This window comes from Pedobacter sp., assembly GCF_045628745.1.
In the GTDB taxonomy this organism is placed as follows: domain Bacteria; phylum Bacteroidota; class Bacteroidia; order Sphingobacteriales; family Sphingobacteriaceae; genus Pedobacter.
Map to the genome: position 1 here is coordinate 1 of NZ_JAZQPU010000065.1, position 25876 is coordinate 25876.

General features: G+C 40.5%; 16 protein-coding genes. 13 read left to right on the forward strand and 3 right to left on the reverse strand.

From position 1 onward, the window contains the following. The first annotated feature begins 284 nt into the window (after positions 1-284). Positions 285-2696: a TonB-dependent receptor domain-containing protein gene (locus tag ACR2F7_RS03095; protein WP_432712146.1), complete on the forward strand. Its 2412-nt coding sequence runs from the start codon at positions 285-287 to the stop codon at positions 2694-2696. 9 nt (positions 2697-2705) lie between these two features. On the opposite strand, the gene ACR2F7_RS03100 is transcribed toward ACR2F7_RS03095, so the two are convergent. Beyond that, positions 2706-4310: an ABC transporter substrate-binding protein gene (locus tag ACR2F7_RS03100; RefSeq protein ID WP_432712147.1), complete on the reverse strand. Its 1605-nt coding sequence runs from the start codon at positions 4308-4310 to the stop codon at positions 2706-2708. Between the two features lie 72 nt (positions 4311-4382). On the opposite strand from ACR2F7_RS03100, the gene ACR2F7_RS03105 reads away from it, so the two are divergent. Further along, the gene (locus tag ACR2F7_RS03105) at positions 4383-4838 is read left to right on the forward strand and encodes a hypothetical protein (RefSeq protein ID WP_432712148.1); all 456 of its coding nucleotides are present in this window, start codon (positions 4383-4385) and stop codon (positions 4836-4838) included. On the opposite strand, the gene ACR2F7_RS03110 is transcribed toward ACR2F7_RS03105, so the two are convergent. Continuing rightward, the gene (locus ACR2F7_RS03110; RefSeq protein WP_432712149.1) at positions 4835-5356 is read right to left on the reverse strand and encodes an NADPH-dependent FMN reductase; all 522 of its coding nucleotides are present in this window, start codon (positions 5354-5356) and stop codon (positions 4835-4837) included. The genes ACR2F7_RS03105 and ACR2F7_RS03110 overlap by 4 nt on opposite strands. 181 nt (positions 5357-5537) lie before the next feature. Between ACR2F7_RS03110 and ACR2F7_RS03115 the strand changes: the two genes are divergently transcribed. From ACR2F7_RS03115 to lepB, 5 genes are all read left to right on the forward strand, one after another. After that, a complete protein-coding gene (locus ACR2F7_RS03115) occupies positions 5538-6338 on the forward strand; it encodes a ParA family protein (protein ID WP_432712150.1) in 801 nt (266 codons plus the stop codon). 10 nt (positions 6339-6348) lie between these two features. Then, positions 6349-7272, forward strand: a complete 924-nt coding sequence (locus ACR2F7_RS03120) for a ParB/RepB/Spo0J family partition protein (RefSeq protein ID WP_432712151.1) — start codon at positions 6349-6351, stop codon at positions 7270-7272. Further along, a complete protein-coding gene (locus ACR2F7_RS03125; RefSeq protein WP_432712152.1) occupies positions 7272-7898 on the forward strand; it encodes a DUF5683 domain-containing protein in 627 nt (208 codons plus the stop codon). Before ACR2F7_RS03120 ends, ACR2F7_RS03125 begins: the two co-directional genes overlap by 1 nt. Positions 7899-8085: 187 nt before the next feature. After that, entirely contained in the window at positions 8086-8829 is a 744-nt protein-coding gene (gene dapB, locus ACR2F7_RS03130) for a 4-hydroxy-tetrahydrodipicolinate reductase (protein ID WP_432712153.1), read from the forward strand. A 6-nt stretch (positions 8830-8835) separates the two neighbouring features. Next, positions 8836-10032, forward strand: a complete 1197-nt coding sequence (gene lepB, locus ACR2F7_RS03135) for a signal peptidase I (RefSeq protein WP_432712154.1) — start codon at positions 8836-8838, stop codon at positions 10030-10032. Between the two features lie 448 nt (positions 10033-10480). Here the strand turns inward: lepB and ACR2F7_RS03140 are convergent, their stop codons facing one another. Then, positions 10481-11932 carry an IS1182 family transposase gene (locus ACR2F7_RS03140; protein WP_432712155.1) on the reverse strand — a complete coding sequence of 484 codons (1452 nt, stop codon included), beginning with the start codon at positions 11930-11932 and terminating at the stop codon, positions 10481-10483. Between the two features lie 1006 nt (positions 11933-12938). Between ACR2F7_RS03140 and ACR2F7_RS03145 the strand changes: the two genes are divergently transcribed. Genes ACR2F7_RS03145 through ACR2F7_RS03170 form a run of 6 tightly spaced genes read left to right on the forward strand, consistent with a single transcriptional unit; the run spans position 12939 to position 25593 of the window. Continuing rightward, positions 12939-16115: a SusC/RagA family TonB-linked outer membrane protein gene (locus ACR2F7_RS03145; RefSeq protein ID WP_432712156.1), complete on the forward strand. Its 3177-nt coding sequence runs from the start codon at positions 12939-12941 to the stop codon at positions 16113-16115. A gap of 11 nt (positions 16116-16126) precedes the next feature. Continuing rightward, positions 16127-18016, forward strand: coding sequence for a RagB/SusD family nutrient uptake outer membrane protein (locus tag ACR2F7_RS03150; RefSeq protein ID WP_432712157.1), 1890 nt, complete (start codon positions 16127-16129; stop codon positions 18014-18016). A gap of 40 nt (positions 18017-18056) precedes the next feature. After that, positions 18057-21092: a SusC/RagA family TonB-linked outer membrane protein gene (locus tag ACR2F7_RS03155; protein ID WP_432712158.1), complete on the forward strand. Its 3036-nt coding sequence runs from the start codon at positions 18057-18059 to the stop codon at positions 21090-21092. Between the two features lie 20 nt (positions 21093-21112). Continuing rightward, a complete protein-coding gene (locus ACR2F7_RS03160) occupies positions 21113-22873 on the forward strand; it encodes a RagB/SusD family nutrient uptake outer membrane protein (RefSeq protein WP_432712159.1) in 1761 nt (586 codons plus the stop codon). Positions 22874-22905: 32 nt separating this feature from the next. Then, positions 22906-23880, forward strand: coding sequence for a DUF5627 domain-containing protein (locus ACR2F7_RS03165; protein ID WP_432712160.1), 975 nt, complete (start codon positions 22906-22908; stop codon positions 23878-23880). A 24-nt stretch (positions 23881-23904) separates the two neighbouring features. Further along, on the forward strand, positions 23905-25593 hold the full coding sequence (locus ACR2F7_RS03170) for an endo-1,4-beta-xylanase (protein WP_432712161.1): 1689 nt from the start codon (positions 23905-23907) through the stop codon (positions 25591-25593). The last annotated feature ends 283 nt before the right edge of the window (positions 25594-25876 follow it).

Here is a 25876-nt window from a genome sequence, read left to right on the forward strand (position 1 = left end):
ACCAAATAAAAAAATTACCAGGTAAAGTAAACAAAGACCATATGCTATAAAAATTAAGACTTTTTTATTAATCAACATAACTTACTTTCATGCCACCTAATGTAAATAAATTAAATTGTCCTTGATTAACTATCTGGAATTGTCAAAGCAATGTTATAGCTTTTAGTTTAACCGCCAAAAAGCTGGTATTAGCCGGTAATTTTACTGCTTTTAGCAAGAATGTATTGCAAATAGCTGTAACAAAAGAGACCTTCGCAAGACTAATACAGATATCAATAATTTATATGAAAAGAATTTTACTATTATTTATAGCGTTATTAACATTAACAACGGCCAAAGCACAGTTCCCCATGGGCGGTGGAGCTGCAAAAACAACCATTACAGGTAGAATTACGGCGACCATCATTGACTCCCTTACACAGAAACCTGTTGACTACGCCACGATCTCTTTAATCAGGGTAAAAGATAAAAAAGCTGTAAACGGCGGATTGACAGATGACAAAGGTAAGGTAGTGATGCAAAATATTGCACCCGATCAATACCAGCTTGCCATTGGTTTTATGGGTTATAAAAATAAAGCGGTGTTGGTGAAAACTACATTGGAGCACCCTGATAATAACATGGGTACCATTTTACTTTCACCTACGGCCAGCAATTTGAAAGAGGTGGAAATCTCTGGTCAGAAAGCCATGGTAGAGCAAAAAATTGACCGCATGGTGTATAACGCTGATCAGGATGTAACCACAGCAGGTGGTACAGCTGGTGATGTGATGAGAAAAGTTCCATTGCTTTCTGTAGACATTGAAGGTAACGTTACTTTACGTGGTGCTGCGGTAAAAGTGTTGATCAACGGTAAACCTTCGGGCACCATGGCCAACAGTGTGGCTGATGCCTTAAGGATGATCCCTGCAGAGGAAATTAAAACGGTGGAAGTGATTACCAGTCCGTCGGCAAAATATGATGCTGAAGGTTCAGGTGGTATCATCAACATCATCACCAAAAAGAAAACCGCACAAGGCGTAAGTGGCTCCGTTAATACCTCTGTAGGTACACGTCAGAATAACGGTGGCTTCAGCTTAAATGCTAAAAAAGGCCGTTTAGGCTTCACCAGTAATGTTGGCGGCCAGTATGCTTTTCCACAGGATACGCGGATAGAGATTTTAAACGAAAACTATACGAACAACACCAGCATTTTTCAGGAGGGCTATAATAAAGCCAAAAGATGGGGTTATAATGGAAGTGCAGGATTAGATTACGACATCAATAATTACCAGAGTTTAGCGACCAACATTAAGTTTAACCGTTTTGAAAATGGTTCTGATGGCATGCTTGATATGCTTTCAGAAAATAGTTTAGGCAGCACCAATTCGACAAGGTCTAGCTTTAACGGAATGGTTTTTAAAAATGTAGACTGGAGTGCTGACTACCGCAAGACGACTAAAAAAGTAGGTGAAGAATTTACTTTAATGGGGCAGGCTAGTTTTGGCAGAAACACCAACGAGTTTCGTTCATCTACCATCATGCCGAATGGAAATAGTGTGGATCTGAATGGTGATAACACAGGTAAAAACAACGAATATACCCTGCAATCTGATTATACTTATCCTTTTTCTAAAAATACAACTTTAGAAACCGGCGTGAAAGGGATCTTCAGAAATATTCAAAGTAAATACCAGGATACGGACCAAGATTTTGACTACGATCAGAATGTAGGTGCTGCCTATGGGGTGCTGAGCTTTAAACTGGCTGAAAAAACAACTGTTAAAGGTGGTCTGCGTGCTGAATATACTAATATCAGTGGACAGTCTGGTGAAGTATTGAATTTTGATAACGACTACTTTAACCTTTTCCCAAGTTTGATACTTTCGCAGGCACTTAAAGGAAATACAACTGTTAAAGTTAGCTATAACAGAAGGATGTCAAGACCAAGTTTATATTTCCTTAACCCCTTTTTAAATGAAAATGACCCTGAAAATAAAACACAGGGGAACCCAAGTTTAAGTCCTGAGTTAAGTGATAACCTCGAATTGGGCTACTCTACCTATATTAAGGGTTCGGTAATCAATGCATCTGTCTTTTACAGAAGAACCAAGGATGTAATTGAAAATGTTTTTAACCCTACAGAAAAGCTGACTTCTTATTTCAATGTGGGTACCAGTGAGTCTTATGGTGCGAGTGCTTTCGCCTCTTACAATCCTTTGCCAAAATGGACTTTAATGGGTAACTTCAATGTGAACAGCTACGAAGTAAAAGGTGTAGATGATAACAGCAGCACAGGCTTAAAGTGGAATTATACTACATTTATGCGTTCGGCCATCGCTTTTAAAGGAGGGTGGAATACGGAAATCTTCGCTGTGTATAATGGTCCAAAATATACTTTCCAGGGAAAAAGTGGTGCCATGGCTTTTTATGGCGGTGCCCTTAAAAAGGAAATTCTGAACAAAAAGGGTACAGTAGGGGTAAATGTATTCAACATCTTCGCCAGAGATTTACATATTGAATCTGTTAACCAATCGCCGGCCTTCTTGCAGAGTACCAATATCTATTACCCAATCCGTTCATTCGGACTTAACTTCAGCTACAGCTTTGGTAAAATGAATTATGCCCCTCAGCAGAAGAAAAAGAAAATTAACAATGACGATTTAAAACAAGGTGAGCAGCAACAAGGCGGTATGGGTGGCGCACCGCAGAAATAAATACGGTCTCTATTGTTTCTTCACTTTCTTCAGGATCATGAGGTTTAAAGGATTCATAGGGTAGCCAGAAATGTTGTTTTGCAGCATCACTACCGATTGATCATAATAAACAGGAACAATAGAGGCATGTTCTAAGACCATATTATCCATTTTGTGATAAAGGTCATAGCGTTTCTCATCGTCAATTTCGTAATAGCTTTGCTCAAAAAGCTTGTCGAAGGCATCGTTAAAATAGCCCGTGTAATTAGGTCCAAAGGGCACACGGTTTTTAGAATAAAATACACTGAGGTAATTTTCTGCATCGGGATAATCTGCAATCCAGGATCCCCTGAAGAAAGTTACCTCATTTTTTGACATCAAATCACGCAGACTGGCACTGGGGTTGACATCAACTTTAACCCTGATGCCAATTTCATGAAGCTCGCCCTGAATAAATTCTATTAAATCGCGACTGGTGGTCGATGCGCTGAGCGTAATCATGGGCATGCCTTTACCATCAGGATAACCTGCTTCTTCCAATAATGCCATTGCTTTTTTAGGGTTATAGTGATAACCTTTCACAATAGTGCTGTCAAAACCAGGCATACCGGCAGGCACAAAACCAGCTGTTGCCGGAGAGCCAATGCTGTTGCGCAGGTATTTAATCAGTTTCTTTTTGTCGATGGCATAATTGATGGCCTGACGTACTTTTTTAAACCTTAGCGGAGAGTTTTGAACAATCGTTTTGGAGGTGTCTACCAAAATACCGAGGTATTCTGTACACAGGTAAGCACCTTTTTTCAACTGGAATTCCCCTTTATATTTGCTGGTCATGTGACCACTTTTTGTTAAAATATCATCGCGGTAACTGCCATCCACTTTATCGAAAAAGTCCAGCTCCTTTTTAATGAAATTCATAAAAGCACTTTGTTTGTCATTAATGAAGGTTACTTTTAGAGCATCAAGGTAGGGCAGCTGTGCATTGCCTTCCTTTTCCCAATACTTCTCGTTTTTCAGAAGCACTAGAATCTCATCTTCTTTCCAGTATTTGAATTTAAAAGGACCCGTGCCTACCGGGTGACTGCGGAAATCTTTGCCATAGTGTTCTACCACTTCTTTGGGTACTACAGAACAATATTGGGCAGTGAGCAAACTTAAGAAAGCAGGAAAAGGCTTAACCAGCTGCACTTGAAAAGTGCTGTCGTTTATTGCTTTGAAACTAGTGCTGTCTTTTACTTTATCACTAAAAATCCAACCGCCAGAAGAACCTACTTTAGGGTCAATTAACCTGTTGAAGCTGTACACAAAGTCGGCGGCATTTACTTTTCTGCCTTTTCCACCTGTAAATAAAGGGCTGTCGTGGAAATAAACATCTTTACGTAAATCAAAAGTATAAGTAAGTCCGTCTGGAGATACCTGCCAGGTTTTGGCAATGCAGGGCACGGTATTTAAATCGCTGTCAATTTGCACCAGGCCATTAAAAATCTGGTTGATCATCCAAATGGCATTCTGGTTCCTGGCAAATGCAGGATCCATGGAAGTGAGGCTTTGGTCTATATTAAGGTTAAATACTTTTTTTTCACCATTAGGGTTGTTGTTCTTGCAAGCAACAAGCAGGAATAGTGCTAGCGACAAAAAAATATATTTAATCATAGGATACATGTGTTCAGGAATAGTAATTTTGCACAAAGTAATAAATAAATCAATATGTCTTTTTTAAATGCCGTTATAAATACTGTTGGAGATGAATTTGTTAAAGAACAGCTCCAGGACCGGGTTGACATTGTAAGACATAAGATTAAGTTTATGGATAAAGTGCCCGTTACCGTTTTAAATGCACAAAACGAGCGCAGTCACCAGTTAGACCAGCTGCTTGATATTGCTGGTGGTGAGTTACAGGACGATCCTTCGCAGTCAAAAGTGATCCTTTACCTGGATCCTCAGGGCAGCATGCTTGATTTAATGGGCCTGGTACCTGCAATGCTGCAAAAAGAATGGCCTGCAGTAGAATATAACAGGTTATACTTGCTGGAAGCCTTGTCAGCTGACCTCGACAAACCCGAAAATTTAATTGAGGTGCTGGAAGACCTTGCAGAAATTTTAAACCCCGGTTATTTTATCTTCGGTAATGAAGGCAAAACCTGGGTGAGCTTTGGTGTTTAAAAAGCAATAAACTGATCCATCTGCTCTGCTGTATATTTTAGGGTATCTTCTTTAAATAAATCATGACTGTCGTTCATCTCCAGCCTGATGGATGAAATGTGTAAACGCAGGGGCATAACATTTAAATGCAGGTAACTGCAAATGCCCGCAAAATGATCTATGCCGCGTATATTTCCATATTTCCCCGATGATAAGCCCACTAAACAAGCTTTCTTATTGTAAAAGCTGTCTGGAAAATCACAGGCGTCGATAAAGGTTTTCAACACGCCGGGAAAACTACCATTATATTCAGGAATAATAAACAGGAACTTCTCTGTTTTGGTAATCATTGCCTGTATAGGTTTGAAGGCTTCGCTGCGCTTGCCGTAGAGGTCGGTTTTGATAATTCGATCAGGTAAATCCTCCAGGCTGAATAGGGCTGTTTCTGTACCACGAGTTAATAATGACCGCTGATAATATTTTGCTATTTTGAGCGTATTGCTATTGGGTCTATTCGTTCCGGAGATGATGGTGATCATGAAAAAGTGTTAATAAGATGTTTAAAACACTTATTGCATTAACTTCATATATGGCAATAAGTTTGTATCTTAGCTAATCATTAAAAAGTGCCTGAATTATACAAAAATAGCATTTTTTGCTGTAAAAAACCCTAGAATAATAAAGCCTCAGGTAAATAATTTATAATTTTTAAAAACATAAATGAGTAAAATTATTGCACTGGCAAATCAAAAGGGTGGCGTAGGGAAAACTACTTCATCAATTAATTTAGCCGCTAGTTTAGCTGTATTAGAGTATAAGACCTTATTAGTTGATGCAGACCCTCAGGCCAACTCCACTTCTGGTATTGGTTTTGACCCCCGGAATATAAAAAACAGTATTTACGAATGCATCATCAATGATGTGGAGCCATCAGAGGCTATACAAAAAACTGACACCCCTAATTTAGACTTATTACCCGCTCATATTGACCTTGTAGGGGCAGAAATCGAAATGATTAACCTCAGCAGCAGGGAATATAAAATGAAAGCGGTACTGGAGAAAGTAAAAGACCAGTATGATTTCATCATCATCGATTGCTCACCTTCCTTAGGTTTAATTACCATCAACGCTTTAACAGCTGCAGATTCGGTTATTATTCCTGTACAATGTGAATATTTTGCCCTTGAAGGATTGGGTAAATTGCTCAATACCATCAAAATTGTGCAGACTAGGTTAAACCCGGAGCTTGAAATTGAAGGTATCCTGTTAACGATGTATGATGTGCGTTTACGCCTTTCTAACCAGGTGGTAGAAGAGGTGAGAACACATTTTCAGGATCTTGTATTTGACACCATCATTCAGCGCAATACACGCTTGAGTGAGGCACCAAGTTATGGTATTTCTGTCATCATGCACGATGCCAATTGTAAAGGTGCCATCAATTACCTGAACCTGGCAAGAGAAATTGTGCGCAAAAATGGATTGGTAAGCCAGGAAGATAATTTGAAAACTGCTATATAAATAAAATTTAATGACATCTTTTCAGCGAAAAACAGGTTTAGGTAAAGGATTAAGTGCGCTTCTAGATGACAACGACTCTGTTCATCAGCAAAAAAGCCAGGTAAACCGCCAAAGTTTTGAAAGCGGACAAGCACAGCGCCAGGAAAGTGGTATTGGCGAAATCAGCATCAATGATATTGAAACCAATCCTTACCAGCCGAGAACAGAATTTGACCAGGTAGCTTTAAATGAGCTGACGGCATCTATAAAAACACAGGGCTTGATACAGCCCATCACGGTCAGGAAAGCTGTTGGAAACAAATACCAACTGATTTCTGGAGAGCGCCGTTTGAGGGCTTGCAAGCTTGCCGGCTTAACAGAAATCCCTGCTTACATCCGCAATGCCAACGACCAGCAGATGCTGGAAATGGCATTAATAGAGAACATCCAGCGTGAGAATTTAAATGCCATTGAGGTGGCCTTGAGCTTTCAACGCATGATGGAAGAGTGTAACCTTAAACAGGAGCAGCTGGGTGAAAGAGTTGGCAAAAACCGCAGTACAGTAACCAATTACCTGCGCCTGCTGAAATTACCCCCTGCTATACAAGTCTCTATCCGCGACCAAAAGATCTCCATGGGTCATGCGCGTGCGCTGATTAGTGTGGAGAGTGAAGAAAACCAGTTATTCCTCCACCAGGAGATTCTTGATAAAGGCCTTTCGGTAAGAAAAGTAGAAGAGCTGGTGCGCAGCCTCAATAACTTACAGTTTAGCCCCAGATCAACAAAGGAGCCCACAGCGGCAACTTTTGAATACCAGAAATTACAAAAAGACCTGGCAAGCAGGTTTGCTTCGAAAGTAAAGCTTAAAGTTGGACAAAACGGGAAGGGTGCTATTGAAATCCCTTTTGTATCTGACGATGATTTAAACAGAATATTAGAATTATTAGATTGGTAATGCCTAAAACAACATGGCTTTCGGTGCTCTTGTTATTTGTTGTTTCGATGGCAAATGCGCAAGAACCGGTATCTGTAAAAAAAGACACCACCTTTGCACCAACAGTTAAAATAGATACACTGCAACCGGTTTACGTTAATAAAGGTAAAATTGCCGGTCGCCGGGCAGCCATCCGCTCAGCCATTATCCCCGGTATGGGCCAGATCGGTAACGGTGTAACCGTTTACCGCATTGCCAAAGTTGCCGCTATTTATACCGGAGCCACCTTGCTGACCATTTCTTATATGGATAACAATAAGCAATACCACCGTTATTTAAAGGAATTACAATACCGGGTCAATAATGGTGGAGTAGCAGATCCTAATAGTGAATTAGCACCATATGCCACTGACAGGTTAACCATAGCCAAAGATACTTTCTCGCGTAATAAATGGATCATCACCTTTTCATATGGTGCCCTTTATGCCGTGAACATCATTGAAGCTTATGTAGATGCCCGCTTAAAATATTTTGATGTGGGTGATGACCTTGCATTTAAGATTTCGCCAAGCTTAAACTTAAATTCAAATACCATGTACGGTTATATTGGCGCTGCCCCAGGTATAAAACTTAGCCTGAGGTTTTAATGAATTAATAAACTAAGGAAACAATTAGCAGCAGAACGCTTCAAGATTTGTAGAAAACCGCTGCTGCATACAAAAAGACATTTAAGATAAAAACAATCAACTGATAAAAACCGCAAGAGCAATTATTTTTAAACTCTAAATTTTGCTCCTCTTGCCTTTATGACCGTTTAAATTAATATAGAAAATAATGAAAATAGCTTTACTAGGTTATGGTAAAATGGGCCAGATTATAGAGCGTTTTGCTTTAGAAAGAGGCCATGAAGTTGTTCTAAAAATCAGCATCGACAATAAGGAAGATTTAACGGCTTCGAACTTACGTAAGGCAGATGTAGCCATTGATTTTAGTGCCCCAGATGCGGCGCTCGACAGTATTTATGCTTGTTTTGAGGCTAATATTCCTGTAGTTGTAGGTACTACAGGCTGGTACGGACAGCTTCAGCAAGTTAAAAATGATTGCGAAAGCAGTAACAATACCTTACTTTACGGATCAAACTTTAGTATAGGTGTCAATATCTTTTTCCATGTGAACGAAATGATGGCCAGGTTAATGAATAATTACCCTGCTTATGATGTTCAGGTAGAGGAAATCCACCATACGCAGAAACTGGATGCACCAAGTGGTACGGCTATGACCATTGCAGAAGGTATTATTGATAACATGGACCGCAAAACGGAGTGGGTTAACGAATTGGAAGGCACACCATTTGACGAGGTGTTGAAAGCTGACCAGTTATTGATTACTTCACAAAGAACGGAAAATGTACCGGGTACGCATACGGTGATCTACAGTTCTGAAGTGGATGAAATTGAATTGAAACATACCGCTCATAGTCGTGCGGGTTTTGCCTTAGGCGCTGTGATTGCTGCTGAATGGTTACAACATAAACAAGGCTTTTATAATATTGCCGACATCTTTAATTTTAACAAATAACAATATATGAACTGGAAGTTCTGGCAAAAGAATAAGGATGCCAATCCAACAAAAAAGAAATCAAAAGGTAGAGAATGGGCAGATGCAATCATTTTTGCAGTCGTTGCAGCCACTATCATCAGGGTATTTTTTATTGAAGCTTATACCATCCCTACAGGATCAATGGAGCGCTCTTTATTAGTTGGAGACTTTCTGTTTGTGAGTAAGGTAAATTACGGTGCAAGAATTCCAATGACACCGGTAGCCTTTCCTTTTGCACACCATACCATGCCTGTTACAGGTGGTAAAGCTTATTACGATGGCATTCAATGGAAGTACAGAAGATTGCCAGGTTTATCTGACATCAAAAGAAATGATGTTGTGGTATTTAACTTCCCTGAAGGGGATACTGTTGCTTTAGAACAACAAGACCATGATTATTATGAAATGGTAAGGTCTTTAGGCAGAGAAACTATCCATAACCAATATACAGTGATCAGCAGACCTGTTGATAAGCGTGAAAATTATATTAAGCGTTGTATAGGTATTGGTGGTGATGTGGTGAGCATGAGCAATGGTGTGGTATCTGTGAATGGGAAACCTGAGAAACTGAAGCCAACAGGCCAGATTTCTTATGCGGTGGAGTTTAAATCTGCTGATGTTAACTTCAAAGTTTTTGAAGACATGGGTTTTAACCTACAACAGGACATTACAGGCTTGGCAGAAAATACTTATGAATTTACCGGTACTGAACCGATGATGAATGAGGTGCGCAAGTTGAACTTTGTTAAAAGTGTAAAAGAAAACACGGTTCCAGCAGGTGAACAGGAATTAGCTGTTTATCCACATGATCCTAACAGAAAGTGGAACGTAGATAATTTCGGTCCGATTACTATCCCTAAAGAAGGCATGACCGTTACTTTAGATAGCGTAACAATGCCGCTTTATGAAAGAGCGATTCGCATTTATGAAGGTAACAAATTAGAAAAATCAGGTAACGACTGGTTGATCAATGGTGTGAAGACCAATACGTATACTTTTAAAATGAACTACTTCTGGATGATGGGTGATAACAGACACAATTCACTGGATTCCAGGTACTGGGGTTTTGTTCCTGAAGACCATATAGTAGGTAAAGCGTTATTTATCTGGATGAGTTACAATACTGATGGTTCTTTCTTTAGTAAAATAAGATGGAACAGGTTGTTGAGAGGGATTCATTAACATCATATAGTAATTTATGATGCTGGAAAATTGCTGAGCAGCAAAGCTTCAACAGTTATTTAATTTATATTAAAAAGCCGCCTTTCTTTGACATAGAAAGGCGGCTTTTTTATTATAAACTTAATGGTTTTAGTTTGCTAATAGACGTGGTTTGTTATTTAGCTGTGTTATTAAAAAGGCGCTTCAGTATAAATTAAAGGCGGCTTTTTTATTAAAAGAGAATTTGACTGCATTAAAAAGCCTCTTTAATTTCTTTGAGGGCACTGAAAATGTAGACATAAAAATAGTCTATTAAAAAAAAAGCGGATGAACAGATCTTAAGATGTTCATCCGTTTTCTTTTTTTGCTTTATTCATATTTCTTGATGATCTCGATTTCTAAGTTTGCTGTCGAGAACTGGAACGCATTCTTAGTTTTTAAAAGGATTCTTTGAAATTAGTCTCCCTTTTTAGAATTTGAGTATTCTTTTCAGATTTACCACGAATATGGCCATTGCGCCTTGCATTTTCATGCTTTCCAGGCCGTAGGAATCTGCTCTGTCATATCCATGAACATTCTTTAATTCACTATTTTTTGCTTCAATTTTATATCTGTGTCTCGATTTTTCCCTGAAGTACTCGCTTTGCTGGAATATTTCCTGCTCTTTATGCTCATTCGGCTTTATTGCCACCGAGTACGTCCTGCTTTTGGCTTCTGGTCTGTAGCAACCATCCTTTAGCGGGCATACTTTGCATTTTTCGATATCGAAATAATAGGTCATTGACTGATTGCTCATATCTACCTTTTTGCCCTGCACCCGTTTGTATATAGCCAAGTGCCCTGCAGGGCATACGAACATATCCGCGTCTTTATTATAATCAAACTTTTCTTCCTCTTTTCTAGTACCATGGGTAATTGCTGGGTTCATCTTGGCAACTATCCTTACCTTATTGCCGTTCACATCCCTAAGCTTGAGGTTATTCTTCCCGGAATAGGCTGCATCACCTATTATGGTATCCACCTCCATTCCATTTGACTGGGTCTGGCTCAACAGTTTTGGCAGTTCAGGACCATCTCCCTTCTCTCCGGAGGTAACAACAGCCGCTGTTATGATGCGCTCCTCTGTCATCGCCAAATGAGTTTTGTATCCAAAAAAGCTACTATCAGCGGTTTTGTGTCCGACCCTGGCATCCATATCTTTGGATAGCGTATAGTTATCCTGTGTATCTTCTACCGTTTCCTTTAAGAGGTTGAGCTTCTCTTTCACAGCAGGAATTTCGCTTAATGTCTCATCAGATTCGATACACTTTTGTAATTCCTTGCAGTACTCTATTTCTTTTAGGATGTCATTTGAATCATTTTTCTCCGGCATCTGATTCTTAAAATCATCATCCATTAGATACACTGCCTTTCGCAGTAACTTGGAACGTTGTCTAAGTACCTCAATAGGTGAATATGGGTTGGATCTGGAAAGTGAATGCGTCGCATCAACAATGATAGACCTAGATTTGATAATCCCTTTTTCCAGTGCCAGAGAAACGGTTTTTCCAATTAAGAGGTTCAAAAGATCCATATCCTTAAGACGAAGCTTTCGGAACTTGGTCAGAGAGCTTGGATTGATCACATCCTCCTCTGGAGACATCTCCAGGAAATATTTAAAGGACATATCATAGCGGGAACGCTCTACAACATCAACATCAGAAACGGTGAATATAGTTTTCAAAAGCAGATATTTGAACATCCGTACAGGGCTTTCTGCAAGACGTCCGTTATCCGAACAATATTTATCTAAAAGCTCATCATAGATAAAGCTAAAATCTATAAGCTCATTAATCTTGCGCAGTAGGTTCTCTTTAGGGACAATCAGCTCATAAAGCCTGGAAAACTCGCTAAACTGGATTTTTTGTTGTTGAAGCAGCATCTTAAAAGCAGTAATAATACACCTTTAAAATACAAAAAAAGGAGCAGAAAAACTAGTCTTCTACTCCTTTTATCCCTTTTAAATTAAGGGACTTTTTCAGTGCCCTCTTGAAAGATGGTAAGGCCTTCGTGTTTAAGAGAACGATAACTTATCGAATCGACAGTCTAATAAGCTCATTATACTGATCGTTAACGGGTAAATATTTACTGTAACACCATTGAAATGTATAAAGCAACAGGTTGTCGAGTGGGTAAAATTACTATTATACGTGTATACAATTGTATAAACTTTTTAGGAATTGTTTGCTTTTTCACCAGGCTAAAATTGAAATAGCCGTATCAATTTAACGGTTTCTATTGGAGGAATGCATCAACCTGAAGGCATTTAACGCAATCATTTTACTTCTGGAGTAATTTCAAGAATAATTAATTACAAATGGGGTTTGGTAGCCTGATACTTATACTTTTAAAAGAATCATTTTCATGTTTATTTTTTAACTAATTAACTGTCAATGATCTATATGTATTAGTATTAAATGTGTTGAGTTGCGCTGCGGGAGATTTTTTCGTCACTTTGAACAAATCGAGTATAAATTTGAACAATTGTACTAACCTAAAAATCAGAACTATCCTACATTCGATAAACCAAATATAAATTCTATCCTGTACATAGAAACGAATGACTAAACAAAACTGAATAAAAGGAATAATTGGGCATCCTTCAACTGGAAATAGTTTCCAGGTAGTTTGAGGTTCATGGCTTTTACATTTCTAAATGATTAAAAGTGTAATCATTGACAGTAGTAGTTTTTATATGAAGTGAATAACCAAAATATAAACCAAAATAAACCAAATCGTATGACGAAAAACTACTACAACTTTTCAGAGGAATTATCTTGTCCTCATTTGAGTGTATCCGCTCACCCTACAGCTGGTTTGATCCTCACTATCATTCCTGCCTGCAATTAATTATCCAAATTCTATTTCTTTTTAAATGATTTTAAATAATGGAAAAAAACACCAAAGTGGGTAGAGCAGCGTGCCACAACTTTCGTGGATACAAGCAGCTGTTTCCTGTAATGTATCTGGCGCTGATGATGATCTTTCTTTTGATTGATCCCGTTGCCGCGCAGCAGCGCAAAAATATGAGGGGAACCGTAATAGATGAACAAAAAAATCCACTGAGTGGAGCCACTATTACCGTTAAAGGGACGAATGTTAAGGTTCAAACTAATTTAAACGGCGAGTTTTTTATCGACGTACCTGCAGACAGAAACATCCTTACCATAGGATATATCGGCATGAAGCCACAGGATGTCAATATTGCAGGTAAGACCAGTGTAAAAGTAGTCATGAAAGATGATAACGAGCAATTGGGTGAGGTTGTTGTTGTAGGGTATGGAACACAGAAAAAAGCAAGTGTGGTGGGCGCCATTACACAAACGACCAGTGAGGTTTTGGAAAGAACAGGTGGAGTTTCCAGTCTGGGTGCTGCCCTTACAGGTAATTTGCCGGGTGTGATTACCACAGCGAGTACAGGGATGCCGGGTGAAGAAGATCCGCAGATTCTGATCCGTGGGCGTAGTACCTGGAACAATGCAAATCCACTCATCCTGGTAGATGGAGTAGAGCGTTCCATGAATAACATTGATATCAGCTCCGTAGAATCAGTTTCTGTATTAAAAGATGCTTCTGCTACTGCGGTATTTGGGGTAAAGGGTGCCAATGGGGTTATCTTGATCACCACTAAAAGAGGACATGAAGGGAAAGCGGAAATCAGAGCCGCTGCCAACACAGCCATGAAATCTGCATCGAAGCTTCCTGGAAAGCTAGACTCCTATGATATGTTCAAGGTTCGTAACCGAACCATAGAATATGAGCTGGCATTATCACCGGGAGCCTGGAGTTCTTATCTTCCAGAAGATGTGATGCAAAAATATAAGTCGCCGGCTAATTTAGAAGAGGCCGAGCGCTACCCAAATGTTGATTGGGTAAACACCTTGTTTCGCGATAATGCAATGACTTATAATGCCAACCTCAATATCAGCGGAGGTACACCTTTTGTGAAATACTTCTCTTCCGTGGATTACCTCGATGAGGGTGACCTTTTCAGAAGATTTGAAAATAATCGTGGTTATGAAGGTGGCTATAGTTTTAAAAGATTAAATGTACGCAGTAACCTTGATTTCCAGTTAACGCCCTCTACTATATTCAGAGCAAATATTTCAGGCTCCAGGGGGGTATCAGAGCGGCCGTGGATAGGGGTAAACCCTTATAACACCTGGACTGCAGCTTATTCTGCTGCTCCAAACTTATACTTGCCTGTGTATTCTGATGGAACTTGGGGTTTTTATAAGCCTAACGTACAGCAAAGCCTGAACTCTGCACAAATCATGGCTACTTCAGGACTTCAGGAAATAACAACTTCCAGAATTACGACTGACTTTACATTGGATCAAAACCTTAGTGCAATTTTGAAAGGCCTGAATTTCAAAGGCACGCTGTCTATGGATAACACTTTCGTGGAGAATGGACGTGGTATTGACGATTCAAATAACGGCACCCTTAGTAAATATATTGATCCGGAAACCGGATTGGTGTCTTACTCACAAACCAAGGATGCTGGTACAGAGTTAGAATGGAGAGAGAGTACCAAGTGGGCCAGTAGAGGTGGGAACGTAGATAATGGTGCTACCTTTCGCAGGATGTTTTATCAACTGCAATTAAATTACGCCAAAACTATTGCCGATAAACATAATTTTACGGCAATGGGGCTTTGGAGTCGTGACGAAAGCGCCATTGGAAGTGTTATTCCATCTTATCGTGAAGACTGGGTATTCCGGACAACTTATAACTATGCTGGAAAATATAGCATAGAATACAATGGAGCTTATAATGGTTCTGAAAAATTCGGACCCGATTATCGTTTTGAGTTCTTCTCTTCGGGAGGTTTGGGCTGGATGATATCGGAAGAAAAATTCATGAAGTCCTTAAAATTCATTAACAACCTTAAACTCCGTGGCTCTTATGGAGCGATTGGTGATGATGGTGGTGCGCCAAGATTTGCTTACCTCACCAATTGGTCATTTGGTGGCACAAGTCCACTGGGGATTACTGGTGAAGCTGCAGAACGAAGTCCTTATAACTGGTACAAAGAGGCGAGCGTAGGTAACCCAAATGTGCACTGGGAGAGGGTAGTAAAGAAAAACATTGCACTTGACTTTGGCTTTTTCGGAAACCTGCTGAGTGGAAGCGTAGATTTCTTTCAAGATGACAGGAGCGATATCCTCACCGGAACAAACCGTGCCGTACCTACCTATTACGGAGCATCGCCACCAACATTTAACGTGGGTAAGGTGCAGTCAAGAGGTTATGAAATTGACCTCCGCATCAATAAAAACATAAACAATAACCTACGTTTGTGGGCAAATGTCAATTATACACATGCTAAAAATAAAGTGCTTGAGGCTGATGTGGCCCAACTTCTCCCTCTTTATGCTAAACCTATCGAGAAGCAGATCGGACAGGCCTATTCTTATGTGAGCCAAGGTTATTACAATACCTGGGATGAGCTGTATGCCAGCACAATGCACAACGCTAACGATAATCAGAAAATTCCGGGTAATTATCAAATCCTTGATTATAATGGAGATGGTATTATTGATGCCAACGATAACATTCCTTACGGTTATTCTGGTGCCCCTGAAAACACCTATAACGCAACACTTGGTTTCGACTGGAAGGGTTTCAGTGTGTTTGCCCAGTTTTATGGGGTTAATAATGTTACCCGTCAGGTGGTCCTTGGATCCTTTTCCGGAAAAAACACGGTGGCCTATGATGAGGGCTCTTACTGGTCAAAAGATAATACCAATGCCGATGGGCCGATGCCTCGCTGGGAATCTACCCCAAATGGATTTAATACTGCAGACAGGTATATGTTTGATGGCTCTTATATCAGGTTAAAAAATGCGGAGATCGCTTATACTTTTAAACAGAACTGGGTTAAAAAAGTGGGTGTTTCAAGCTTAAGGGTTTTTGTCAACGGAAATAACCTGTATTTATGGACCAAAATGCCAGATGACCGGGAGGCCAATTACCAGGGTGCCGGAGGTCAAGGCTGGGCTTCCCAGGGTGCTTATCCTACGGTAAGGCGTTTTAACCTGGGTACTAATATTACCTTCTAATTAAGATTGTTATGAAAAAATATATAAAGAGCGTATTATTCGTAGGAATCGTTTGGTCTATGACTGGAATGGTTTCCTGTAAAAAATATTTAGACAGAGATCCTGAAGCGACAGTTTCGGCAGAAACCGCATTTAAAGATTTCCGGAGTTTTCAGGGCTATACAGAGGAGCTTTATAGCTGTATTCCCGATTTCACTAACCGCTATTATACCAATAGCTGGAACTGGGGAGAGGATGAGATTCAGTCTACTGTGCAGAATTTTCATATTGTCAACAAGATTGACAATGGTGATTTTTGGGGTTGGCAAAAAGAGTTTGATGGTTGGGGCGCAGGATTTATGGATAATGCCAATGCCAGTACCAACAATGACAGGTTTACAAAAGGCCTGTATCCTTTAGCCTGGTATGGTATCCGTAAAGTTAACCTGGGTTTAGAGAATTTGCCCTTAATGGTGAACGCCACTGAGGAAGAACGGAATTTAATTAAAGGCCAATTGTTGTTTTTCAGGGGATGGTTTCATTTTCAGTTGATCCAGTATTTTGGTGGCTTGCCCTATGTTGACAAAGTATTGCCTTCAGATGAGCCTTTTCGATTACCAAGGTTAAAGTACCAGGAATGTGCTGAAAAAGCGGCCCAGGATTTTAGGGCGGCAGCAGATCTTTTACCCATTAACTGGGATAATACCGCTGCTGGTGTTCAAACTTTTGGTAAAAACCAATTACGGATTAACAAAATTATGGCTTTAGGCTATTTAGGTAAAAACTACCTGTGGGCCGCTAGTCCGCTGATGAACTTAGAGTCTAAAGGCAGTAAAACTTATGATGCCGAGTTAAGTAAGAAGGCTGCAGATGCATTTGCAGAGTTATTGAAATTAACAGAAGGTGGCCAGGCTCCTCATAAATTGTTGCCATTTGCACAATACAGCAATAACTTTTACACCACAGGACAAAACTTCTTGATCCCTGGAGGTACAGAAGCCATATTTTCTGGTCCTTATTGGGGAGCGCATCAATCAACTTATGGTACCGCAAAGCAATATACCCCTGCAATTGTAGGAGCTGACGCGCTTGTCTTTGCGCCTACAGCAAATTATGTTAATTATTATGGAATGAAAAATGGCCTGCCTATTTCAAATTCTGCACAGGCAGATCCTTCAGGTTCAGGTTATGATCCTCAGTTACCATGGCGCGACCGTGACCCAAGGTTTTATAATGACATCATTTATGATGGGGTAAAGGTCGTTCAGGGTACGCTTGCTGCTGCTATGGAGCCTCATCGCTATGCTAATTTATATACAGCTGGAAGTTATAGAGATGACCGTTCGGGTAGCAGAACGGGGTATATGAATTTTAAATTTGTGCCCCGTACCGCAAATAATTTTGACCAGGGCTGGAATTATGGCCAGAATCTAAATATCAAAGTACCCTATATGCGTCTTGCAGATATTTACCTGATGTATGCAGAAGCAGTGGCTACAGGTTATGGATCTGCTACGGCTACAGCTCCAGGCTTTAGTAAAACAGCTGTCGATGCCATTAATGTTATCCGCGACAGAGCTGGAGTTGGACATGTGGCTGCACAATTTCTTGGCTCGGCTGATGAGTTTATGAAAGAAGTAAGACGTGAACGTGCTGTTGAACTGGCCTTTGAAGGACATCGTTTCAACGATCTTCGTCGCTGGCATTTGTTGGCTGAGGTGCCTTATACTTTAAAAACTGCAGCAGAGTTTGATCGTGCTGCTCCCTTAAACGCCGCCGCAGATACCAAGTTGAATAGAATTGCTAACTACCGTGAACGTGTCATTTTACAACGCCCGTTTAGTGAAAAGCACTATTGGCTGCCTTTAAAGAGAGCTGATGTAAATATGTACCCGGAGTTTTTTCAAAACCCAGGTTGGTAAGGTAGGTCATGATGTATAAATCATATAATTAAAGACAAGAATGATGAAATATTTAAGAAAAGCACTGGCCTTGTGCGTCTTACTTACGTTGTTTTGCGGCGTAATAATGGGGCAGGATGCCAATAAAATAGCTGTAAAAGCCACTGTCCGCGGGTTAAATGGGGAACCTATACAGGGGGCCACAGTAAGTATTGAACCAGATAATGTACAGGTAATTTCAAACCAATCGGGTTCGTTTACCATAGATCTGCCTGCTCAAACAATGATAACAGTAAGTGCACCTGGTTATAAAAGCACTATAGTACTTGCTACGGCTGATTTGCAGCAGATCACTTTAAATCCGGAGAACAGGGTAGTACCCGTTGCTTTCCGCAATGTAGAGGAGAGCGATCTTCGTGGAGGTGTGTCTAATGTCAATGTGTCAAAACTTTTTGAGAAAAACTGGATGACCAGCGGATTTGAAAACATGGAAGCTTTTGCACCTGGTTACAATGGCAATAACCTTTGGGGAATGAACTCTTCTTTAATATTGATAGATGGTGTTCCACGTGACATCTCTAGTATCACGCCAAATGAAATCGACCAGATTACATTTTTGAAAAGTGCCGCCGCTGTGGCACTGTATGGAAGTAGAGGTGCTAAAGGGGTTATTTTAATCACCACTAAAAGAGGTACCAGTTCCAAGCAGAAGATTGTAGTACGTACGAATGCGGGGGTTAATGTACCAAAGAGATTTCCAGAATACCTGGGCTCCTCAGAATACATGACGCTTTATAATGAAGCACTGGCAAATGACGGACTTGCACAAACATACACTGCAGAAGGAATTTATAATCATTCAGGAGGAAATCCTTACCGCTATCCAAATGTGGACTATTACTCTTCTGAGTACCTCAAAAGTAGCTATGGGAGATATGATGCGGTTGCAGAAATTTCTGGTGGGAATGAGAGAGCTCGCTATTACACCAATGTAGGTTATAATTCTACAGGTTCCCTGTTGAATTTTGGAGCGGCTAAAAAGAACAATACCACAGACCGTTTTAACATTCGTGGTAATGTGGACATGCAGTTAACAAAAACGCTGAAAGCAAGGGTAGATGCAAGTGCCGTATTTTCAAATGGTGGCGGCGTCAATACCGATTACTGGGCGAGTGCAGCAACCATGCGTCCTAATTTATTTACACCATTGATCCCACTGAATTTGATTGAGGATAATGATGTCAATAGCTTGGCAATGGTCAATTCGGCTAATATCATAGATGGCAAGTATCTTTTAGGTGGAACGCAGATAGACCAGACCAATCCCTTTGCTGCGGTTTATGCAGGTGGTAACAATAACTTTGTGCAAAGGCAATTTCAGTTTACAACCGGCATTGATGCTGACCTCAGTGGCATTACCAAAGGACTTGCGTTCAATGCCAGCATGGGGGTAGATTATTTCAACAGGTATAATCAAGGCTACAAAAATGGTTATGCTACTTACCAGCCCAACTGGACAACTTATTCTGGTACAGACCTCATTGCCAGTTTAACCCGCTGGGGTGAAGATACCAAACCTGGGGTTCAGGCTATTGCCGATAGTTGGTATAGACAAACCATTTCCTTATCCAGTCAGCTTAATTACCATACTTCTATCAATGAAAAGCATCATATTTCTGCTTTACTCATGGGTGCTGCCTATCGCCAGGCTCAATCTGCAGTCTATCAGCCGGTGACGAATTCTAATCTAGGTTTGCAGTTGAGCTATGATTTTAGCCGTAAATATTATGTTGAATTGACAGGTGCAGCGGTAAGATCACCTAAAATGCCTCCTGGAAAGCGTGTTGCTTATTCCCCGGCAGGTTCAATAGGTTGGAGGATCAGTGAGGAGCCCTTTTTAAAAGCGGTTTCCTTTATTGACAATTTAACGCTTACTGCTTCAGCAGGTATCCTGAATACGGATCTGGACTTCGACGAGTATTTTGCTTATCAGGCCATCTTTACAGCTGGTAACTATTATGGCTGGAATGATGGTACGGGAACGCAATCCACGGATTCTCGTCGCGGTACAAACATGGATTTAACATTTGCAAAAAGGGAAGAGATAAGTTTTGGCTTGCAGGGAACTATGTTTAAAAACCACATTGACTTTAGTGCTAACGTGTTTAGAAATAACATCAATGGAATCATTGGTCAGAACACTGTTTTATATCCAAATTATTTTACTCAGGGATTTCCAAACTCTTCATTTGTTCCTTATAGCAATTACAATGGAGATCAACGTACCGGTCTTGATTTTCAACTCAATTTTAATAAACGCATTGGTGCTGTTGACTGGACCTTAGGTACATCTGGTACTTATTATACCACCAAAGCGATCAAACGTGCTGATGTATTTACCTACGAAGATGTTTATCAATATCGCCAGGGCAAACCGCTGGATGCAGTATGGGGATTGGTAAGTGATGGTTTTTACATGAATGCAACTGAAGTAGCGGCTGCAGACGGCGTAAATGGTGCTAAACCAGCCTTTGGATCTACGCTGGCTCCTGGTGACATCAGGTACAAAGACCAGAATGGTGATCACATCATTGATAATGAAGACCAGGTATATCTAGGACGCGGTGGTTGGTATGGTGCACCCCTAACTCTTGGGCTTAACCTGACTGCAAAGTGGAAAAGTTTTACACTCTTTGCTTTGGGCACTGGACGTTTTGGTGCTTATGCCATGAAGAGCGACAATTACTTTTGGGTAAATGGAAGTGATAAATACTCGTCCGTAGTTCGTGACAGATGGACTGAAGCAACCAAAAATACCGCCACTTTTCCGCGCTTGACTACACAAAATGGTGACAATAACTTTAGGGCCTCTGATTTCTGGTTATATAGCACAGACAGGTTTGATTTGTCGAAAGTTCAGCTTACTTATACCATGTCAGAAAAACTGTTGAGAAGCAAAGTGCTTAAAGAACTGGGAATCTATGTTGCGGGCTTTAACCTACTGACTGTTGCAAAGGAGAAAGAGATCATGGAGATGAATTTTGGGGGTGCTCCACAGACAAGGTTATATAACCTGGGTGTAAAGGCAATGTTTTAATTAATAAAATATTAGACAAGATGAAGAGAATTTCAATACTATTTATAGGTTTCTTTTTTACACTTTCGGGTTGTAAGAAGTTTACCGATCCAGCTCCTCAAAATAATGGAGAATTTGAGAATATCTATAATGAGCCACTTTTAGCGCACGGATTATTGCTAAACGGATATAGCCGGCTGCCAACAAACAGCTGGAGCTTTAACGATGTGGCTACAGATGATGCTGTAAGTAATGACATCAATAATAACTACCGTAAAATTGCGACAGGGCAATGGTCGGCGGCCTTTAATCCGCTTGATCAATGGACAAATTCTAGAGCGGGCATTCAATATTTAAACATATTTTTAGCCGAGGCCGACAAGGTAAGTTGGGAAAGTAAAGATCCTATGCTTAATACCATGTTTAACGATCGTCAGAAAGGTGAAGCCTATGGATTGCGTGCTTACCTGATGTATTATATGCTGCAGGCACATGCCGGATGGGCAGGGGGTGTGTTATACGGTTTTCCATTGGTATTGGAGCCAGAAACACCTACCTCCAACTTTAATCAGCCCAGGGCAACATTTGAAGCCTGTATGAAGCAAATTTATAGTGACCTCACTAAAGCTGAAGAATTACTTCCGCTGGATTATAAAGATATCGCCACCTCTTCGCAAATTCCTGCCAAGTATAGCAGTGTTAATGTAGAGACTTATAACAGGGTGTTTGGTAAATTCTTTAATGAACGGATGACAGGTAGAATTGCTAGAGCCATTCGGGCAAAGGCAGCTTTACTAGCAGCAAGTCCGGCCTTCAGCGCAGGAAACACCACTACCTGGACAGATGCGGCAAATTTTACTGCGCAGGTTCTGCAGCTCAACGGTGGTCTTGCTAATTTAGATCCAAATGGCGTTACCTGGTATAATAATACAACTGAAATTGATGGCCTGGCCTCAGGAGCTGTGCCCAAAGAAATCCTCTGGCGAACAAATATTAATCCTAGCAGTGACCTGGAAGCCGCTAATTATCCACCAAGTTTGTCAGGCCAGGGACGTGTAAATCCTACGCAAAACTTAGTGAATGCATTTCCAATGGCAAATGGCTACCCTATTACCAATACAGCCTCTAGCGGTTATAATGCTGCAACTCCTTATGTAGGGCGTGATCCACGGTTAGCAAAATATATTGTGTATAATGGAAATACCATTGGGCCGACCAATAAAGTCATTAATACGACTATAGATGTGGCTACCAATGATGATGGACTGAATAAGAAGGAAACCTCTACCCGTACAGGTTATTATATGCGTAAATTGCTAAGGCAGGATGTGAGCCGTAGCCCCTCCGTAAATGATCAAAAGCACTATAGACCACATATCCGTTATACGGAGCTGTTTTTAAACTATGCGGAAGCAGCTAATGAAGCCTGGGGCCCGATGGCCAATGGCGGCAATCCGTATTCTGCCTATGATGTCATTAAGGCTATTCGTGCAAGAGCTGGTGTAGGTGCCACAAATGGTGATGCTTATCTTGAATCCATCAAAGGCGATAAAGATGCGATGAGAACGCTCATTAGAAACGAGAGAAGGTTGGAGCTGGCCTTTGAGGGTTTCCGTTTCTGGGATTTGCGCCGGTGGAATGCCAGTTTAACTGAAGCTGTAACAGGGGTGAGTATCTCCCTTAACAATTATCAACTGATCAATGTTGAAGCAAGAAACTATCAGGATTATATGAGATTTGGACCTATACCTTATAGTGAGCGTTTGAAGTATAATGCTTTAGAGCAAAATACGGGATGGTAGCTTTTAATTAATGTCATAAATTAAATACTGAGATGAAAAAATTATTATATATGTCACTTGTGTTGTTAGCAACACTTACTTCCTGCAAAAATGAAGAGTGGGCTTTTCCTGACTACGAAACGCAGTCGGTTTATTTTGCCTATCAGAGCCCCATTAGAACCATTACACTTGGTGAGGATATTTTTGATACCTCTCTTGATAATCAGCATAAGCTACAGATCATGGCCACTACCGGCGGTGTTTATTCCAATAAAGAAGATATAACTATCGGTATTTCGGTAAATAACGCACTTACTCAGGGACTTTCATTTTCTTCGCCCTACAGTGGTAATATCAGGCCTATGCCTGCTAACTATTACACCTTAGCCTCTGATAAGATTGTTATCCCTAAGGGGAAATTAATTGGTGGGGTAGAGGTGCAGCTGACTGATGCTTTCTTTGCAGACCCACTAGCTACAAGTACAACCTATGTTATTCCGTTAACGATGACCAATGTGACTAATGCTGATTCCATCCTGTCCACTAAAAAATCTACGCTTTATGCCGTGAAGTATATCAACCCATGGACGGGATTTTACCTTCGTAGAGGTAAGGATGTGTTTACAGGAAAAAATGGTAATACGGCTTTAAACAGTACTGTATTACGCCATACCCAGTATGTGGAAAAGGATGAGGTGAACAGCATTGCCACCCGTTCTTTAACTCAAGCCACTTTTCCGGTAACATTTAAAGGTGCTGAAAATGCAAATATCAACCGTACCTTATTGTTGACCTTCGACAATAATGGAAACTGCACTGTAGCAGCGGCTGATGCGAGTTTTACGGCTACCGGAACAGGGAAATTCGTAAAAAGGGGCGAAAAAAACAGTTGGGGTAGTCAGGATCGTGATGCACTTTATTTAAACTATCAGGTAGAGCTGAATGACAGAACGGTTAGTTCTTTAGATACCCTTGTCATGCGTGATAGAGGAGTTAAGGCAGAAACCTTTACTCCAGTTGCTAATTAACTTTTAATCTAAGAATCGAGATTTATGAAACCAATTTACAAAATAGCACTAGGCGTGGTGGCCTCTGTAGTGCTGGCTTCCTGCCATAAATATGAGGCGCTCGACTTTCAAGTTGAAAAGCCGGCAACTTTTGCCGCCCGTGAAGAAATAGATGCTTACGATGAATTAAAAACTTATATTGATAGGACTGCAAACCCCAAATTTAAATTAGGTGCCGGAGTGACCTTACAAGATTATCTTTCTAAAGGTGTAATATATAGACTGGTAAATAGTAATTTTGACGAAATTACATTGGGCTATGCGATGAAACACGGGGCCATTGTTCAGGCTGATGGCAGTCTTTCCGTCAAAAATGTAGAAACCTTACTGGAAACGGCTGATAATGCAGGTATCACTGTTTTTGGACATACCCTGGCCTGGCATGCTAATCAAAATGCAACTTACCTAAAGGGGCTGATTGCACCCACAATTATACCTTCAGGTGGAGGCCCAACATGGGACCTAGTTACCAGTGCAGATTTTGAAACTGACAATGCTGCTAATTATCAATATAATACCAATGCAGTAACTGCCTTCACCGCTACAGGTCAAGGTGCAAATGGAACAGGCAGAGCACTGAAAATAACCAATACCAGTGTTCGTACCAATGATTATGATGTACAGTTGTTTGTGAAGTTTTCTCCGGCTATGATCAAAGACGAGAAATACATATTGAAGATGGACGTGCGTTCAGATGCGCCCGCTTCTTATGGTACACAGGCACATATAACTCCAGGTAATTACAAACATTGGGACTTTTTTGGTACCATTTCTTCTACCCCTACATGGTCAACCTATACTAAGGAAATCACCATTTCGACAGAAATGGCAACCAGTGGAACCATCGCCTTTAATCTTGGTAGTACGGCTACCACTTATTACTTTGATAATATTACCTTAAGAAAGTATAATGCGCTTGGCGGAGCGACAACGCTCGAGAAAACTGCCGAAGAGAAGAAAACACTAGTGACGAATGCGCTTGAGAAATGGATTAAAGAAATAGTTACCGTTTCTAAAGCGCATGTTAAAGCATGGGATGTAGTGAACGAACCGATGGATGATGGCAGACCTGCTGAATTGAAGACTGGCGTAGGTAAAACTAATTTACCTGCGGATGAATTTTACTGGCAGGACTATATGGGCAAAGATTATGCTTTGAAAGCATTTCAATGGGCCCGACAGTATGGTAATGCTACTGATATTCATTTCATCAATGACTATAACCTTGAATATAATATTGATAAATGTAAAGGTCTGATTGCTTACGTCAAATATCTTGAAGATAAAGGTGCCAAAATTGATGGTATAGGCACACAAATGCACATTGTGGCTACCTCTGATAAGGCAAAGATTGACCAGATGTTTACTTTATTGGCAGCAACGGGTAAACTGATCAAAATATCTGAGCTTGATATGGGCTTTGAAGGGAACATCAAAACTCCGTTGGTTAATCAGCAACAATATGCTGCCCAGGCAGAAATGTATAAATATGTAGTGAAAAAATACTTCGAGCTCATTCCTGCTGCTCAGCGTTATGGCATAACAATATGGGCACCTCAGGATAGCCCTGCAACATCAAGTTGGAGAGCTGGTGAACCTATTGGTTTATGGACAGAAGGTTTTGTAAGGAAACCTGCTTATGTAGGTGTAGCTGAAGGACTGAAAAGTAAATAGAGAGATTTTTGAAATGATACCGGGAGATTTTTCTTCCGGTTTTAAAGCCAACATCCACAGTTTTGTGAGATTGTTGGCTTTTTTCGCAAGAAATAAGTGTTTTGGCAGCTTCAGGAAAGCGATATGGGTTTAACCAACACAAAAATGGCATGTTTAATGTATATTTAGGTATATGAAAATATTATTAACGGGTTCCACAGGTTACATAGCCCAAAGGCTGCTTCCCATACTGCTGACCAATCATCATCAGGTGGTTTGCTGTGTGAGGGATAAAACCCGTTTT